The following is a 16,798-nucleotide window of genomic DNA, read 5'->3' as shown; positions in this document are numbered from 1 at the left end:
GTTGGCGATCCCCAGCAGGGTCTCGCGCAAATCCGCGAGCGTGGCGGCCAGGCTGCGCCGATCGGCATCGGACAAAGTGCCATTGCTGACTTCGACCAGACGCGCCTGAAGATCCTGCATCGACAGCGTCAGCGCGCCCAGGGCATTTTCTTCGAGTTCCAGCCCCTGACGGGCCACCGACCGATTCGCGGCGTAGCGCTGGTTGAGGGACAGCGACTGGGACAGATTGATGGCCTGCGAAGCGGCCAGCGGATCGTCGGCGGGGGTCACCAGCTTCTGGCCACGGCCGATCATTTGGTACAAATGCAGGAAGTCGGCCTGCTGGCTCTGGATGGTCTGCAGGCCGGTACGGAAAACCAGCTCGGAACTGATGCGCATGATGGGTCTCCCTGAAAGGGGCTCAGGCCCGCAGGCCCAGCAAGGTATCGAACATGGATGACGCCGTGTCAATCAGGCGGGCCGCGGCGCGATATTGTTCCTGGTAGCGTTGCAGGAGAATGAATTCTTCGTCCAGGTTGACGCCCGAAACGGCCTGCTGAGCCGCATGACTTTGCTGGTACAGCGCATTTTGCGCCTGTATGGCCGTCTGGTTGGCCTGTGCCTTGACTGCCACGGTATTGACCAGGCGGGAATAGGCTTCGTTCAGGCTCATGGCACCCTGCCCAGGGCCCGAATGGACGCTGCCGCCCAGCAACTTGCCCAGCTGCAGCTGGGCCATTTGCAAGGCATTGTCGCCATGGGCGGTACCACCCGGCAGGCCATCGGCGCCCAGGCCCGCTGCGGCGAATTCGGACGGATCCTGAAGCACCAGGCGCAGCCCCTTGATGGCATCGCGCACAGGCTCGAGGCGCCAGCTGTCGCCTGGCTGCGGTTGCAGGGCGCTGGTATCCAGCGCCAGGCCATCGAACGACAAGGGTTCGCCGGCCGACCCTGCTGCGACCTGGATGCCGTCGGACAGGCGCACGATCGTATATTGGACGCCGTCAAAACGGGCTTCGTAGTCGCTGCCGGTCAGTTTGGAGGCATCTTCGTAATGCAGCCCTGGCACCAGACCGGTCGAATTGCCGCCAAAGGCCCGGACCTGGGGATCCCCCACCGAGAACACTTCGCCGCCTGGCTGCCCGGACAAGCCATAACCCTGGGCATGCTGCGCGTTGATGGATAAAGCCAGGCCCACGGCCAGCCGGCCCAGATCGTTTTGCGCGGTATCCAGCACATCGCGCCGAAATTCGAGCAAGCCCCCCAACTGGCCTCCGGTCACGGAGGTTTCGGCCAGGGCCAGGGCGACGAGGCCGCCGTGGCCATCGGGAATCTCGACGCTGACGGTCAGGCGGCCGGCGTCAGCCGGCGCGGGCGTGGCCCGCAGATGGAACACGGTGTCGCCCGCCAGCAATAGCTGCCCATTGCCTGCATTCAGGCTCACTTGCCCATTTTGTTCGACCATTCTGACGTTGATGAGTTCGCCCAACTGGGCCAGGAGCTCGTCTCGCTGGTCCAGGAGGTCATTGGGCGGCTGCCCTGTGACACCCGCCCCTGCCGCAGCCACTTTCTGATTCAGGCTCTGAATCCGGTCGAGCAGACTGTTGGCCTGCTGCACCGCCGTGCTGATTTGCTCGTTCAGGTTGACCCGCTGATCATTCAGAAAATCATTGACCTGATGCAGCTGACTCACCAGGCTGTCTGCCCGCCCAAGGAGCTCCTGGCGTGCCGCGACGTCGGCGGGCGCCGACGCCACGGCCTGCAGACCGTCAAAAAACCGCTGCAATGCCGGAGACACCCCAGTGGATCGATCAGCCATCAGATTATTGATTTGCGCGATTTGCCCACCATAGGCATCCAATGCCGCCCCGCGCGTGCGCGCCTGCATGAGCTGCGCCGACAGGAAGGCATCGTAGGCGCGCTGCACGGTCACGGCACGTACGCCACGGCCCACCCAGCCTGCCGAGGTGGCCGTGGCCCCGGCTGTCTCGACCAGCACCTGTTGCCGGCTATAGCCTGGCGTGGCCGCATTGGTGATGTTGTGACCGGTGGTCTGCAAACGGTTCTGAGCCGCCAGCAGCCCCGATTGACCCACAGTTGCCAGATTCATGATGCGCTCCGCCTGAGAAATTCGACCGGGATGATTTTTCACACCCCCATACTTATATAAACGGCACGATTCCGAAAAACTTTAGCCAAAATCCGACAATCCGCGAAAATTATCCATGACCGCCACCAGTTTGTCGGCATAAGCGGGATCAGTGGCATACCCGGCCGCCTGAATCCGGCGCGCGGCGTCCGCGGGGTCACGCGCTTCGAGCACGGACCGATAACGCGGGCTGCGGCTGATCAGGCGCGCATAATCCGCAAAAGCCTCTTGGTAGGAATCGTAAGCGCGGAACGTCTGCACCATCTTGCGGGGCATGCCCTCGATGAATTCGGTCGTCATGACCTCGGCCGTCGGCCCTGTCCAGCCCGCACCGGCCTTGATGCCAAACAGGTTATGGCTGGAACGCCCATCGGCATGCCGGATTTCCCGCTGCCCCCACCCGGACTCGAGCGCCGCCTGCGCAAGAATCAGCTCGGCTGGCAAGCCACTGCCTTGCGCCGCGCGTTGCGCCGCATCCCACATTTGGCTGATGAACGCCTGGACAGGCCCGGCCGGCGGCTGGTTTTCAGTGTCGGCACGCGGCGTGGCATCCCCGCCTCCCAGGGCCATCTTTTGCAGCAGTTCATCAATCGAATCCGCCACCCAGTCGCGCCCTGGATGGCCCATCCCGGCCCCTGCGGACAAATCCAGGGGGGAGACGTCATCGCTCGGCAGGCCACGCCCCAGATTCATCTGTGCGACCAGGGCCTCGGCCAATCCGAAGCCCGTCTCCGTCATGGCAAGCGCCAGCTGATCATCCGCCAGGCTTTGCGCCATCTGCCGTGCAGAAGAGTGCGGCAGGCCGGCCATACCCTGTGCCGTCTGCCGCGCCTGACGCAGCAAGGTCTGGATCAGCAGGGACTCGAACTGACGGGCCACGGCCTTGAAGTCCGCGGCATCGGGCTCGCGGCCCGGCTGCACTTGAAGGCGCAGCGCATCCAGGCCGGAAAAATCGAGCGCCGAAGGGGCCATCCCGAAGCGCGGCAAAGGGGTGTGGGTGACCAGGGTCATGTCATGCGCCCTGAAACCCCTGCCCGGCGGCGGCGCCAGGAGGTATCGGACATGAGGGTGGTGTCGGTCATCAGATGATCTCCAGATCGGCGCGCAGGGCCCCGGCACTCTTGAGGTTCTGCAGAATCGAGAGCAGATCCTGGGGCGTCGCACCCAATAAATTCAGCGCACGCACGACCTCGGCCAGATTGGTGCTGGTTGCCACGCGCCGAATCGCGCCGTCGGCCGCCTGCACCTGGATATCGGTCTGTCGGGTCACCACGGTTTCACCGCCGCCGAACGGCGTGTCCGGCTGATCGACGTCATCGTGCTGGCTGATGACGACCGAGAGGTTGCCGTGCGAGACCGCGGCTTCGTCGATCGTGACCGTGCGGTTCATCACCACGGATCCGGTGCGCGCATTGACGACCACCCGGGCCCGGGCGGGCGGCAGGTTCACCTGCAGATTCTCGACCTGCGACAGGAAGGCGAGCTGATCGTCCGTCTGCAGCGGAGCGCGCAGTTCGATGGTGCGTCCATCCAGCGCCCGCGCCGTACGCGAGCCGAATGTTCGGTTCAAGGCCTGGGTCAGGTTTTGCGCGGTTCCGAAATCGCTGCTGTTCAGATCGAGACGCACAATGCCGTCACGCACGTAGGTGGTGGGCACGTCCCGTTCGACGATCGCGCCGCCGGGGATGACACCCGCGTTGAGCTGGTTGACCTGGACACTGGAGCCCCCTTGCGACGCCCCCGCCCCCCCGACCAGCAGGTTTCCTTGTGCAAGCGCATAGACCTGGCCATTCACCCCCTTGAGCGGCGTCATCAACAGCGTCCCCCCGCGCAGGCTCTTGGCATTGCCCAGCGAGGACACCACCACGTCGACCATCTGCCCGGGCTGTGTAAAGGCGGGCAGCCGTGCCGTCACCATTACAGCGGCGACGTTCTTCACCTGCATGTTCGTCCCCTGGGGCACCGTAATCCCCAACTGCGACAGCATGTTGGTGAGGCTTTGCTGGGTGAAGGGGCTTTGACGCACCTGATCGCCCGTGCCGTCGAGCCCGACCACCAGCCCATACCCGAGCAACGGATTCTCCCGTACCCCTTGAAAGGTCCCCAGATCCTTGATGCGCTCGGCCTGGGCGACCGACAGCGCACACAGGCACGACAGGATCAAGCCGGCCCAGCGCAGGCCCCGTGGGCCGACCCAGCGCCCTCGCCCCTGTGTTTTCATCCTGCTCATCTCGGTGGAAATCCTCATCATGTAGACCGCCCTGGTTTCGTGGGCCTGGGCCGTTACGGCCTAAAAAGGCGCAACATTCAGGAAAAACCGCTGCAGCCAGCCCATTTGCTGAACTTCGTCCATCACCCCCCTGCTGCGGTATTCGATCCGGGCATCCGCCACCAACGTGGACGAAATACTGCCCGCTCCGGTGATCGAACGGGGGTCGACCACACCCGAGAAGCGGATGTATTCGCTCCCCCGGTTGATCGCGATCTGCTTTTCACCGGCAATTTGCAGATTCCCGTTCGCCAGCACGCCAACTACCGTCGTGGTCAGGCTGCCATTGAACAGATTATTGGCGCTGCTCGAGCCCTTGCCCTTCGATTCATTGCCGCCGGAGGCATCGAAATTCTGGCGCGGCCCCAGGGCCGGCGGCAGAAAGTCGGGCGCCAGCGTGATCCCCAGCCCTGCGCTGCCAGCACGGTTGGTGCTGGTGTCGACGCTTTTGGTGGCATGGGTCTTCTCCTGGATGATCACGGTCACGATGTCGCCGACGTGGCGCGGCCGGTGATCCTCGAAGAGAGGATAATGGCCATAGGTTGACGGCTGGTAGATCGAACCGTTGGCCACGGCTTCGGGCGCCGGTGCCGGTGGCGGCATCGCGGTGAGCGGCCCCGTCACGATCGGCTCGGGCGGCACCAGGGCGCAGCCTGCCAAGCCCGCCAACGCCCCAAGAGCGAGCCAGCGCCCGCCACACTGGAAGCCGGCCCAGACCGCGCGGCCAATGGCGATGGTCGTCATGCCCCCCCCATGGACAGCGCTCAGAGCTGCGTCAGACGCGCCAGCATCTGATCCGTGGTCTGGACCGCCTTACTGTTCATTTCATAGGCCCGCTGCGTCGTGATCATGTTCACGAGTTCCTCGGCAACGTTCACATTGGAGGTTTCGACAAATTTCTGCAGCAGCAGACCGGCCCCCTCGGTACCTGGTTGCAATACATTGGCAGGACCGGACGCATCGGTTTCCACGTACAGGTTCTCGCCCAGGCTTTGCAGGCCCGCCGGATTGATGAACGCGGCCAGCTGCAGCTGGCCGACTTCCACATTCGTGCCGGGGGCGCCGGGCTGCGTGACCGACACCGTGCCGTCGGGGCCGATGGTGATGCTCATTGCGTTGTCCGGAATGTTGATCTCGGGCTGCAAGGGATACCCGCCCGCCGTGACCAGGCGGCCATTCTGGTCACGCTGCAGGCTGCCGTCCCGCGCATAGGCGAGCGTACCGTCCGGCAGTTCGATTTGCAGAAAACCATTGCCCTGGATGGCCACATCCATCGTGTTGCCGGTTTCCTTGAGATTTCCCTGGGTATGCACGCGTTCGGTGGCGGCAGTCCGCACCCCGGTACCCACCTGCAGCCCCGAAGGCAGCTGGTTGGCCGGCCCCTGGGTCGCGCCGGGCTGGCGCACGGTTTGATACATGAGGTCCTGGAAGACGGCCCGGCCCCGCTTGAACCCGTTCGTGTTGACGTTGGCCAGATTATTGGAAATAACCCCCATGTTGGTGTCCTGGGCCTGCAAGCCGGTCTTGGCGATCCACAGCGAAGGCAGCATCTCGATTCCTCTTTGGTTCTTGCCCCCATGGGCGTCCCATCCTGCGGCCCGAACGGCCGGCCCATCGAAGGACCCGGCCTGGCATCAGCCGGCGGCCGACAGGATGGCGTTGCTGCGCTGATCATTTTCGTCAGCGGTCTGGATGAATTTCATGTGTTGTTCAAACGCCCGAGCGTTGGCGATCAGAGCCACCATCGCTGCGGCCGGCTCTACATTGCTGTTCTCGACGAAACCCGGCAGAATGCGCAAGCGTTCGTCGGCAGGGGCTACTTCGGATCCCGGCAAAGAAAACAGCCCATCGGCCCGACGCCGCAGCTGTTCCGCAGGCGGGTTGACCAGCTTGAGCTGGCCGACCAGTTGCAAGTCGGCCGGGTGATCGCCCGCGCCCAAGGCACTGATCTGCCCGTCTTCAGCGATGGTCGGCGTGCCGCGCTCGGGCAGCTCGATGGGCTGCCCATCGACGGACAGCACGACCGCACCGGTGGCCGTGACCAGTTCGCCGTTGTCATTGACGGTAAATCGACCCGCCCGCGTATAGGCCTCGCCCTCGGGCGTGCGAACCGTAAACCAGCCGTCGCCCGCCATGGCCGCATCCAACGCATTGCCGGTCTCGACGACGGCGCCCTGGCCCAGGTGGGCCTGATGACTGGCCAGCACCGTGGTGACCCGGGTAGGCATTTCGCCGGCGGCCGGCTGGACGGGCACTGCGCGGTAGACGTCCAGCACGGCACGGAACCCGGTTGTGGTCGTGTTTGCCAGGTTGTTGGCCAGCGCCGACTGCTGCTCGAGAATGCGGGCCGCGCCATTGGATGCAACATACAGGATCCTGTCCATGCCGGGTCACCCGTCTCTAGCGCATCGTGATCAAGGTCTGCATCATCTGATCCTGGGTCTTGATGGACTGGGCGTTGGCCTGATACGTGCGTTGCGCCATGATCATGTCGACCAGCGACTTGCTGATGTCCACGTTGGACTCTTCGACCATCTGGCCCATGATGGACGCCAGACCATTGCTGCCGGGAATACCAAAAATGGGCTGGCCGGAATCGCCCGATTCAACCCAGGCGTTGCCGCCGACCGACCGCAGGCCCAGCACGTTGTTGAAATCCGCCAGCACGACAATGCCTATCACGGACTTTTCACCGTTGGTGTAGTGGGCCACCATTTCGCCATTGGTGGCAATGGAAATGCTGGAGAACTCGCCAGACGCGAAGCCATCCACTTGAAAGGACTGGGTGAAGCCACTGCTGTACTGGCTGGATCCTTCGTAATCGATACGGATATCCAGGTCATCCACCGGAGCCCCATTGACCACCAGGTTGGAAAAAGTCATGGTGGCGGCAGAGACCGCCGCAGGGTCCAGGGCCCCGGCGGAATCAAAGCTGAGCAGCAAGCTGGCGGCGTTGTCGGGCGCCTGGCCATCGAGCTGGAAATTGACCTCCCACTGGGCCATGCCACCCGCAGCTTCGCGCTTGGTGTAATACTGCATGAGACGATGCTTGTTGCCCAGAGAGTCGTAGACGGTGACCGGCACCACGTTCGAATAGGTGGCCGGATCGTCGGCGTCGAACACCACGGCGGCCGGCACCTCGGGCACCGAGGCATCCAGGTTGACCCGGTTGTCGAGCGTGGTGGACGCCTGGGGAGCGAGGTTTCCAGCCGGGATCTGCAGCCCGACCAGATTTGTGCCGCCTGGCGCATAGCCCATGAGCTGATAGCCCTGGGCGTTGACCACGTGATTCAGGCTATCGGGGAAAAACTGGCCGTTGCGCGTGAACAGCAACGAGCCCTCTTTGTCCTGCAAGACGAACAATCCCTTGTCGCCATCGATCGCCATGTCGAGCTGGTTGCCCGTGGAGCTTAACGTGCCGGAGCTGAAGTCTTGGCTGATACCGCTGACGTTGACCCCAAGGCCAATCACCGAGTTGGAATACACGTCCGAGAACGTCACGCTGCCCGATTTGTATCCAACGGTCGCAGAGTTGGCAATATTGTTGCCGATGACATCGAGGTTCTTTGCTGCGGCGCTCAGGCCGCTGAGGCTTTGTCCGAAACTCATGGCTGCTTTTCCTTGATTGAATGGGTCTTTTGAACGACCCGATTACATGATCTGACGCACGTCGAAGAGACTGACCGTACCGGCCAGACCCAGATCCAGCTGAAGCCCCTGAATCCCATAGGCCACACTGTCGACATGCCCATGGGTCAGGGCCTGGGACGCCAACAGGGCCCCCTCCTCGTCTTTGGCTTGTATCTCCAGGCGGTAAGAACCATCGGGCACGGTTGCGCCCGCATCGTCGGTGCCGTCCCAGACCAGGGGATGCACCCCGACCGGCAAAGGTCCGAGATCCATGCGCCGTACCGGCGCACCGGACGCATCGAAAATGGTGACCTCGGTGCTCGCTGCAGGCGACAGAAGGTCCATGCCGAACGGCGCCGCCACTTTGCCCTCGCCATCGGGCGACGAACCCAGCAGGATTTTCTCGCCGGGCACCAGTACGTCCTTGCCGATCAGGCCGGCTGCCTGCAGCGATTGCGACATGTCGATCTGTCCCGACAAGGCCAGGAGCGTCTGGTTGAGTTGCTGGATACCGTTGACGGTCGACAGCTGCGCCATCTGGGATGTGATTTCGGCATTGTCCATGGGGTTGAGCGGGTCCTGGTTCTGGAGTTGGGTAATCAGCATGGTCAGGAAGCGGTCCTGGATGTCGTCGGCCAAGCGCTCATTTCGATCCTGGGCGGTCTGGGCCAGCGTCTGCAGGGGACTGGTTGGCGTGGTCGGGGCGGATGCTGTGATGGCCATGTCGGGCATTCCGTTATTGGCCCAGGGACAACGTGCGGGCCATCAGCGTCTTGCTGGTATTGATGACCTCGACGCTGGCCTGGTAGGATCGCGCGGCAGAGATCACATTGACCATTTCCGCGACGGGATCCACGTTGGGCATGGTGACGTAGCCCTCGGCGTCTGCCAGGGGATTGCCCGGCTCATACTGCATGCGAGGGGGCGCATCGCTTTCCAATACGCGCACGACCCGTACCCCGCCGACCCCAACGGTGCCGCCATGAGGCTGAACCTGAAAAACCGGCAGCCGGGCTCGATAGGGCTGGCCATCCGGCTGCATGACGCTGTCGGCATTGGCGATGTTGCTGGCCGCGATGTTCATCCGCTGCGACTGGGCTGTCAGGGCGGATCCGGCAATCTGGAAGATACTGAAGGAAGACATGAGGGTCACCGTTCAAATGGGTGTCAGGTCAGGATTGGATCGCGGACAATAACGACCGGATGCGCTGGTTGAGCACCTGCAACTCGGTCTGGTAACGCAGGGTGTTGTCGGCGAATTCAACCCGCTCGACATCCATCTCTACGGTGTTGCCATCCAGGCTGGGCTGATGGGGGATGCGGAACAACGGATCATCCACCCCGGGCGCACGCGGCGCCTGCGCACCGATATGCCGCGAGGACGTCAAATGCAGGGTCACGCGGCCCGGCGCCGGGATACCGCCGTGGTCCGTCATGCGCGCCAGCGTGGCGGCAAAATCCACGTCACGCGCCTTGTACAGCGGTGTGTCGGCATGGGCGATGTTGGATGCCAGAACCGCCTGGCGCTGCTCGCGAACGGCCAGGGCAGTTCTGTAGAAATCCAGGTCAACCGCAATCCGCTCCATCATGGCGTTTTCCCAAAAGTGCTCATGACGGCATCATAGGGGTGCAAGCCGCTCGCAGAAGGTTTGAAGAAACAGCGCTTTCGGGTTCTATTCGAACTATCCCCAGCGGCTGATCCCTCTTAAGATGCCGGCATGGGGACTTCCGTCACACCATGGGTCGGTCGCTGCGGCGGCCTCGTCATCACCAGCCTGGTCTGCCTGCTCATGCCAACCGCCACAGCTGCTTCCGTACAGGCCATGCAGCCCGTTGAACCTCTCATGGAAGCGGCCCGGGCCCTGATCGAAGCACAGGCAAGCCACTACCCTGGCCAGGTCAGCGTTCATATCGATACGCCACGCCTCAACCCGCAGCCTGCATGCACCGACCTGTCATTCGATCTCATGGGCTCCGGCGCACTGCAAAGCAGAACCACCGTTCGGGCCCGCTGCCGTACGCCGCAACCATGGACGCTTTACTTGCGCGCAGAAGTTCGCCTGCCCGGGACGTATTTCGTCACCAACCGGCGCATCCGGCGGGGCGAGGCCCTGTCGCTGGACGACCTGGACACGCGCGAGGGCGATCTGTTGCGGCATTCTTCCTATGTGAGCGACCCCTCGCTGATCATCGACTGGATCGCCACACGCCCCATGGGGCCGGGTGCGGCCATCGAATCCGGTGCGCTGCGCCACCCAGACTCGATCGAGCGCGGCCAGCCCGTGCAGACCCGTATCAGCGGCCCCGGCTTCACCATCACAGGGACGGGACATGCGGTCGAGTCGGGGAACCCGGGAAGCGTGATACAGGTTCGCACACCGCACGGAAAAATCATCATGGGCACGGTCGTCAACACCCAGTGGGTACATGTCCCTTTGTGACATTTCAAAAAAATACTAAAGAATTCCGCATTTCTTCCGTAATAGAGTATAGAGACACCATTTCCGGAGACCCTCGTGAAAATCCCCGCCCTGCCAAACAACCAGGTCAGCAGCCGCAACGCGCCAGCGCCGGCCGACGGGCCCCTGGGCTCTACGGCCGGTTCCACGGCACCTCGTCGGTCCACTGACCCCGCCGTCGCCCTCAGCCCGGCTTCGCGGCAACTCACAGCTCTGCATGACCCAACCCAGGACGTCGACATGGCCCGCGTGCAACAGATTCGTCAGGCCCTGGACGAAGGCACACTGGTCATTCGCCCCGAACGCATCGCCCAAGGCCTGATTCAAAGCGCACTCGAGCTTCTTCATCCATGAATATCCCATCCGTTCTGCAACACGCCATTTCACGGCAGGCGCAGTTATTGAAAAAATTCATAGAATTCCTCGAATCTGAAACCGATGCGCTCAGCCAGGCACCTGACCCACAGACGCTCAGTCAGCTGGGCTTGCGCAAAAAAGAGTTCGCCAGCCGCCTGGCCGAGCTCGATGAACAGCGTACCGAGGCTCTGCTTGCCGCCGGATCCGACGACATCGACGCCACCTTGAACCTGTTCTGCGAACACGACCCTGCGCTGCAGCAAGCCGTCACCCATTGGCGACAGCTCGTTCGCCAGGCCCGCCGCATCAACGTGCGCAATGGCGAAATTCTGCTGGCCTTGAACCAGCACAACCAAAAAGCGTTGCAAATACTCCAGGCGCAACATGGCACCAGCTTGTACAACGCTCAGGGCCGTCTGGCGCCTGCCGGCCAATCACCCGACACGCCCGGCTGAGCGCACGGCGCCCGCGCCGTCATCCTGAAGGCGCCGCTCCTTCGCCCATCACAGCGGTTACCCGAATCAAGCTGTCTTCGGGGATCTCTGCCGTCGACAATACCGCCAGCTGCGGCAATTGCAGGCGCAGGAACCGGGCCAGCGCCACGCGCAATGCCGGCACGACCAGCAGCACGGGCGCATCGCCCCGGGTTTCCTGGATCTGCAACGTGCGCTGGGCCTCACGCAGCAAATTCTCGGCCAAACCAGGCTCCAGCCCGGCTTCGTTGCCCAACGTTTGCAACAAAACCTGCTCGAGACGGTGATCCAGCCCAATGACCCGCAGTTCCTGCGTTTGCCCGAACCATTGTTGTACGATGCTGCGCCCCAGCGCCTTGCGCAACTGGGCCAGCAAACGCCCCATATCCGGCCCGGAGGCCGCCGCATTTTGCGACGTAGTGGCCTCGGCCTGCTCGGTCATCGTTTCGAGGATGCTGCGCATGTCGCGGATCGATACCTCTTCCTTGAGCAACCCGCGCAGCAAGTGCTGGACTTGGGCCAGGCTGAGGATTTTGGGCACCAGTTCCTCGGTCAGTTTGGGAAAATCGCGCGCCACCCGCTCGATCAAGGCCTGGGTTTCCTGGCGGCCCAGAAGATCGGCGGCGTGCGTGCGCATGAGGTGGTTCAAGTGGGTGGCCACCACCGTTGGCGCATCCACCACGGTATAGCCCGCCAGTTGGGCCTGTTCGGTATGATCCGCAGAGATCCAGACGGCAGGCAGGCCAAAAGCGGGATCATGGGTCGGTGTGCCCGGAAGCGCCTCGGCGCTGTCCCCCGGATCGATGGCCAGCCACTGCCCATCATGGGCCTCGCCCTCGCCGATACGAACCCCCAGCAACAAAATATGATAAGCATTCGGGGCGATTTCCAGGTTGTCACGAATATGGACGACCGGCGGCAGAAAGCCGATTTCCTGGGCGAACTTCTTGCGCAGGCTGCGGATACGCTGTAGAAGCTCGGCGCTTTGCTGCACGTCGACCAATGGGATCAGGCGATAGCCCACCTCCAGGCTCAGCGTGTCCAGACTGTGGACATCATCCCACGTGGCCTCGACCGCAACCGGGTCCGCCAAAGGGTCCGCGAGCCCCGCGCGCGCCTGAGCCTGAGTATCCTGTGCTTTGCGCTGGCGCTTCAACAACGCCCAGCCAGCCGCGGCCAATACCAGGGCGAGCAGCAGAAAAGCCACGTGCGGCATGTTGGGGATCAACCCCATCAGAGCCAGGATGCCCGCAGTCAGAAACATGACGCTGGGATTGGAGAAAAGCTGGCTCATGACCTGCTGGCCAACATCCTCTTCGTTGGCCACCCGTGAAACCACGACACCGGCCGCCGTCGAAATCACCAGGGCGGGAATTTGGGCAACCAGACCGTCTCCAATGGTCAACAACGTATATACGCTGGCAGCCTCGCCGACGGGCAAATGGCGCTGGACCACGCCCACGATCAGACCCCCGACGACATTGATCACCATGATCAGCAACCCAGCGACGGCATCTCCGCGGACGAACTTGCTGGCGCCATCCATGGCCCCGTAGAATTCCGCTTCTTGGGCGATCTCCCGGCGTCGCGAGCGGGCCTCGTCTTCGTTGATCAGGCCGGCGTTCAGATCGGCATCGATGGCCATTTGCTTGCCTGGCATCGCATCCAGCGTGAAACGGGCACCCACTTCGGCGATGCGGCCAGCGCCCTTGGTGATCACGACGAAATTGATGATCACCAGAATGATGAACACCACCACGCCCACGGCAAAATTGCCGCCCACCAGAAACTGCCCGAAGGCTTCGATCACCCGCCCCGCGGCAGAGGGCCCATTATGCCCATTGAGCAATATGATCCGCGTCGAGGCCACGTTCAGGGACAGGCGCAGCAACGTGGCAAACAGCAGGACCGACGGGAAGGCGGCAAAATCCAGGGCCTTGCGGGTAAACATGGCCATGAGCAGGATCATCACCGCCAGCGAAATATTGAACGTGAAGAACAAGTCCAGCACGAAAATCGGCAAGGGCAGGATCATCATGGCCAGCACCATGAGGATCAGAACGGGCCCTGCCAGCATCCGGGCACTGCTCAGGCCCAGGGATTGCACCGAGCGTATCAGTGACATCATGGCGCCTCCCGCAGCGACCCGGCCCGGGGATCCATTGCGGCCGGTACGGGCAGCGCACGGGGCCGCTCGGGCGCATCCCCTTGCCCATGGCGCCAGCGGCGGACCTGATAGACCCAGGCCAGCACCTCGGCGACCGCCTGGTACAGCGCGGCTGGAATCTCGTGGTCCAGGGGCACCGCGTGATACAGTGCCCGCGCCAGAGGGGGCGCCTCGAGCTGCGGTATGGCATGCGCCTGCCCCAGGGCCCGGATGCGCGCGGCCAGCGGCCCGCGCCCCTTGGCGATCACGCGCGGAGCCGCCCCATCGCCTTCGATGTATTGCAGCGCCACGGCATAGCGAACCGGATTGGTGACGATGACGTCGGCCTTGGGTACGGCGCTCATCATCCGGTTGAACGCCATCGAGCGCTGCCGCTGGCGAATCATGCTCTTGACCTGCGGATCGCCTTCGCTTTCCTTGTGCTCCTGGCGTACGTCTTCGCGCGACATGCGCAATTGGCGCGCGTGATGCCACAGCTGCCAAGGCACGTCGATCATCACGACCAGCAACAAGGACGCGGCGATCCACGCACAACAGATCGCCACCAGCGTCATGGCATCGCGGACCGCGAGCGTGGGCGCCTTGCCCGAGAGCGCGAGCATGTCGTCCATGAACAACGCGATCACCTGAATCCCCACCAACGCCAGCAGGCTCGCCTTGGCCAGCGTCTTGGCAAGCTCGACCCAGGTTTGCGTGCCCAGCATGCGTTTCAGGCCTTTGAACGGGTCGAGCCGTTCGGGCTTGGGTGCCATGACCTGCAGCGACCAGACCCCCCCGCCCAGGGCGACCGACGCAAACAACGCGGCCAGGACCAGCACGCCGAAAATTGGCAAGAGCACCTGCAAGGCCTGCCACGCCGAAAGGAGCGCCGGTTGAAGCAACGAGGCCCGACCCTGCAGGATGACGGCATCGAAACCCAGACCGCGACGGATGATGGCGATGAGATTCGCATGAAAATACGGCCCGCTAAACCACAGCCCGACCATTCCGCAGAGCAACGCCAGAAAGGTGCCCAACTCGCGCGAACGCGCCACCTGCCCTTCCTCGCGGGCCTTTTCAAGCCGGCGCGGTGACGCGGGTTCCGTTTTTTCAAGATCGCTGTCGTCCGCCATGGCCTGATGCGTCCGGATTCAGGACTGGAGCCGGTTCAAAACCGAAGAAATCAAAACCCGAGGCTGGCCAGCAGATCATCCACCTGATCCTGGCCTGAAACGACCTCGGCGCCCGTCTTTGATGCAACGACCGGCCCATTGAGCAAGGAGCCCTGGCCCGCGTCGGATTTTTCCTGGGGAACATGGTCGATCAGCACCTGCAGAAGTTCGGACTCAATGGTGCCGATGACCTGCAGCATGCGTGAAATGACCTGCCCCGTGAGGTCCTGGAAATCCTGGGCAAGAATGATGGTCATCAGCCGCTCCTGCGAGGCCTGCGTTTTGGCCGGCAGCGCAGCCAGGTACGCGCGAGTATCGTCGACCAGGCCACGTGCCTGTTCGAGCTCGATGGGCGCGTCGAACCAGGCCTGCCAGGCGGCGCTCAGGGCCAGGGCGCCTTCCTGCATCTCGGTCTGCCAGGGTTGTATTTCCTCGGCTGCATTCAGAACCCGATTGGCCGCCTGTTCGGTCATGCTGGCGACGTAGTCGAGGCGGTCACGGGCATCGGGAATCGCGCTGGCCGCCTCTTTGATCGTCTGGTCGAGCCCCAGCTCGCGCATGCTTTCGCGCAATGTGCGTGTCAGCTGCGCGATACGCTGCAACAGTTCGACCGGCGCCTCACCCAGGCTGGCTGCGCCTGACAGTTTGGTAGTCATTGCGTCTTCCTCATCAAAGCTTCTCGAAGATCTTGTTCAGCTTTTCTTCAAGCGTCGCTGCCGTAAAGGGCTTGACGATGTAACCGTTGGCCCCCGCCTGGGCGGCCGCGATAATGTTTTCCTTGCGCGCCTCTGCGGTCACCATCAGGACGGGCAACTTGGACAGGGCCGCGTCGGCGCGGATCGCCTGGAGCATGGACAGGCCATCCATATTGGGCATGTTCCAGTCCGACAGGACAAAATCGAAGCCCCCATGGCGCAGCTTGTCGAGCCCCATGGCACCGTCTTCAGCTTCCTCGACATTGTCGAAACCCAGATCGCGCAGCAGGTTCTTGATGATCCGCCGCATGGTGGGGAAATCGTCCACCACCAGAAATTTCATGGACTTATCGACTTGCACAGCGTGATGCCTCCCAAGGCGCCTGCCTGTTGAACATTTCAGACCCGATGCCCATAGGCACCCGCTTTTTCAAGAATGACTTCGCTCATGGCCTGCAAAGGCACCGCGGCCTCGGCGGCTTCGATCAGCAGCGCCTCGCGGGGCATGCCGAAGACCACACTGCTGGCCTCGTCCTGGGCCAGCGTCTGGGCGCCCGCCTGCCGCATCGCCAGCAGACCCAGTGCGCCATCCTTGCCCATCCCGGTCAGAATGACACCGATCGCGTTCTTGCCTGCAACCGCGGCCGTGGAACGAAACAGCACGTCGACCGACGGCCGATGGCGATTGACGGGCGGCCCGTGGTCGAGGGCCACGACGTAATCCGCGCCCGAGCGGGCAAGGGTCAGATGCGCGATCCCGCCCGGCGCCAGATAGGCATGCCCGGGCAGGATGCGCTGCCCATGCTCGGCCTCGTGCACCGTGATGGCGCACAATGCGTCCAGCCGCTGTACGAACGAACGCGTGAAGCCCGCGGGCATGTGCTGGGTGATCAAGATGGCCGGGCTGTTGGCCGGCATGGGTTCGAGCACTTGGCGGATGGCCTCGACCCCGCCGGTGGACGCCCCGATGGCCACGATTTTTTCGGTGGAGGCCAGCGGCCCGGACAGGCGCGCGCGGGCGGGCGGACGTTTCTGATTGACGACGCGAACGTGCGCCTGGGCGGCCGCCCGGATCTTGTCGGCAATGGTGTCCGCGTAGCTCAGCAGGCCATCCTTCAGGCCCAGCCTGGGTTTGGTGACGAAATCCACCGCACCCAGCTCGAGGGCCCGCAGCGTGATCTCCGAGTGCCGTTCGGTCAGCGAAGACACCATGACCACCGGCATGGGCCGCAGGCGCATCAGGCGCTCGAGAAAATCGAGGCCGTCCATGTAGGGCATTTCGACATCCAGGGTCAGCACATCGGGATTGTGCTGCTTGATCAGGTCCCGGGCTTCGAGCGGGTGTGCCGCCGCAGCGACCACTTCCATGTCGGGCTGCTGGCTGATGATGCGCGCCATCAGGCTGCGCACGAGCGCGGAGTCATCGACACACAGGACGCGAATCTTGGAACGTTTGACCGTTGTCATAG

Annotated in this window: 18 protein-coding genes and 1 pseudogene; 3 read left to right on the top strand and 16 right to left on the bottom strand. The window is 63.2% G+C overall.

What is annotated here, in order from left to right:
- The 11 genes and pseudogenes from WCZ84_RS05300 to flgB form a co-directional block, all read right to left on the bottom strand.
- Nucleotides 1-378 (bottom strand): annotated as a pseudogene (locus WCZ84_RS05300) (flagellar hook-associated protein 3); the annotation flags it as partial.
- Between the two features lie 22 nt (nt 379-400).
- On the bottom strand, nt 401-2,089 hold the full coding sequence (gene flgK / locus WCZ84_RS05295; protein ID WP_372685215.1) for a flagellar hook-associated protein FlgK: 1,689 nt from the start codon (nt 2,087-2,089) through the stop codon (nt 401-403).
- An 81-nt stretch (nt 2,090-2,170) separates the two neighbouring features.
- The gene (flgJ, locus tag WCZ84_RS05290; protein WP_372685214.1) at nt 2,171-3,139 is read right to left on the bottom strand and encodes a flagellar assembly peptidoglycan hydrolase FlgJ; all 969 of its coding nucleotides are present in this window, start codon (nt 3,137-3,139) and stop codon (nt 2,171-2,173) included.
- Between the two features lie 70 nt (nt 3,140-3,209).
- Nucleotides 3,210-4,349, bottom strand: a complete 1,140-nt coding sequence (locus tag WCZ84_RS05285; RefSeq protein WP_372685218.1) for a flagellar basal body P-ring protein FlgI — start codon at nt 4,347-4,349, stop codon at nt 3,210-3,212.
- A 69-nt stretch (nt 4,350-4,418) separates the two neighbouring features.
- Nucleotides 4,419-5,141: a flagellar basal body L-ring protein FlgH gene (locus tag WCZ84_RS05280; protein WP_372685213.1), complete on the bottom strand. Its 723-nt coding sequence runs from the start codon at nt 5,139-5,141 to the stop codon at nt 4,419-4,421.
- A 20-nt stretch (nt 5,142-5,161) separates the two neighbouring features.
- The gene (flgG, locus tag WCZ84_RS05275; protein WP_372685212.1) at nt 5,162-5,947 is read right to left on the bottom strand and encodes a flagellar basal-body rod protein FlgG; all 786 of its coding nucleotides are present in this window, start codon (nt 5,945-5,947) and stop codon (nt 5,162-5,164) included.
- A gap of 84 nt (nt 5,948-6,031) precedes the next feature.
- Complete coding sequence (locus WCZ84_RS05270; RefSeq protein WP_372685211.1) at nt 6,032-6,781, bottom strand: flagellar basal body rod protein FlgF; 750 nt, start codon at nt 6,779-6,781, stop codon at nt 6,032-6,034.
- Between the two features lie 16 nt (nt 6,782-6,797).
- Entirely contained in the window at nt 6,798-8,006 is a 1,209-nt protein-coding gene (gene flgE, locus WCZ84_RS05265) for a flagellar hook protein FlgE (protein WP_372685210.1), read from the bottom strand.
- Nucleotides 8,007-8,048: 42 nt separating this feature from the next.
- Nucleotides 8,049-8,750 (bottom strand): flagellar hook capping FlgD N-terminal domain-containing protein, encoded by a 702-nt coding sequence (locus WCZ84_RS05260; protein WP_372685209.1) that lies wholly within the window; start codon nt 8,748-8,750, stop codon nt 8,049-8,051.
- A 13-nt stretch (nt 8,751-8,763) separates the two neighbouring features.
- Complete coding sequence (gene flgC, locus WCZ84_RS05255) at nt 8,764-9,171, bottom strand: flagellar basal body rod protein FlgC (RefSeq protein WP_372685208.1); 408 nt, start codon at nt 9,169-9,171, stop codon at nt 8,764-8,766.
- A 28-nt stretch (nt 9,172-9,199) separates the two neighbouring features.
- Nucleotides 9,200-9,616 carry a flagellar basal body rod protein FlgB gene (flgB, locus tag WCZ84_RS05250; protein ID WP_372685207.1) on the bottom strand — a complete coding sequence of 139 codons (417 nt, stop codon included), beginning with the start codon at nt 9,614-9,616 and terminating at the stop codon, nt 9,200-9,202.
- A 129-nt stretch (nt 9,617-9,745) separates the two neighbouring features.
- On the opposite strand from flgB, the gene flgA reads away from it, so the two are divergent.
- From flgA to WCZ84_RS05235, 3 genes are all read left to right on the top strand, one after another.
- Nucleotides 9,746-10,468: a flagellar basal body P-ring formation chaperone FlgA gene (gene flgA, locus WCZ84_RS05245; protein ID WP_372685206.1), complete on the top strand. Its 723-nt coding sequence runs from the start codon at nt 9,746-9,748 to the stop codon at nt 10,466-10,468.
- Between the two features lie 75 nt (nt 10,469-10,543).
- On the top strand, nt 10,544-10,840 hold the full coding sequence (flgM, locus tag WCZ84_RS05240; protein WP_372685205.1) for a flagellar biosynthesis anti-sigma factor FlgM: 297 nt from the start codon (nt 10,544-10,546) through the stop codon (nt 10,838-10,840).
- On the top strand, nt 10,837-11,298 hold the full coding sequence (locus tag WCZ84_RS05235; protein ID WP_372685204.1) for a flagella synthesis protein FlgN: 462 nt from the start codon (nt 10,837-10,839) through the stop codon (nt 11,296-11,298). Before flgM ends, WCZ84_RS05235 begins: the two co-directional genes overlap by 4 nt.
- A 19-nt stretch (nt 11,299-11,317) precedes the next feature.
- Here the strand turns inward: WCZ84_RS05235 and flhA are convergent, their stop codons facing one another.
- The 5 genes from flhA to WCZ84_RS05210 are packed head-to-tail and all read right to left on the bottom strand — an operon-like array spanning nt 11,318 to nt 16,796.
- The gene (gene flhA, locus WCZ84_RS05230; protein ID WP_372685203.1) at nt 11,318-13,444 is read right to left on the bottom strand and encodes a flagellar biosynthesis protein FlhA; all 2,127 of its coding nucleotides are present in this window, start codon (nt 13,442-13,444) and stop codon (nt 11,318-11,320) included.
- On the bottom strand, nt 13,441-14,595 hold the full coding sequence (gene flhB, locus WCZ84_RS05225; RefSeq protein ID WP_372685202.1) for a flagellar biosynthesis protein FlhB: 1,155 nt from the start codon (nt 14,593-14,595) through the stop codon (nt 13,441-13,443). Before flhB ends, flhA begins: the two co-directional genes overlap by 4 nt.
- Nucleotides 14,596-14,645: 50 nt before the next feature.
- Nucleotides 14,646-15,290, bottom strand: coding sequence for a protein phosphatase CheZ (gene cheZ / locus WCZ84_RS05220; RefSeq protein WP_372685201.1), 645 nt, complete (start codon nt 15,288-15,290; stop codon nt 14,646-14,648).
- A 13-nt stretch (nt 15,291-15,303) separates the two neighbouring features.
- The gene (cheY, locus tag WCZ84_RS05215) at nt 15,304-15,672 is read right to left on the bottom strand and encodes a chemotaxis response regulator CheY (protein WP_372685200.1); all 369 of its coding nucleotides are present in this window, start codon (nt 15,670-15,672) and stop codon (nt 15,304-15,306) included.
- A gap of 56 nt (nt 15,673-15,728) precedes the next feature.
- Nucleotides 15,729-16,796 (bottom strand): chemotaxis response regulator protein-glutamate methylesterase, encoded by a 1,068-nt coding sequence (locus tag WCZ84_RS05210; protein WP_372685199.1) that lies wholly within the window; start codon nt 16,794-16,796, stop codon nt 15,729-15,731.
- Nucleotides 16,797-16,798: the final 2 nt, after the last annotated feature.

This window comes from Castellaniella sp. (assembly GCF_041675725.1).
Lineage (GTDB): Bacteria > Pseudomonadota > Gammaproteobacteria > Burkholderiales > Burkholderiaceae_B > Castellaniella.
The sequence above is the reverse complement of the archived record's forward strand: the minus strand, read 5'-3'. Positions and strand labels throughout refer to the sequence as shown.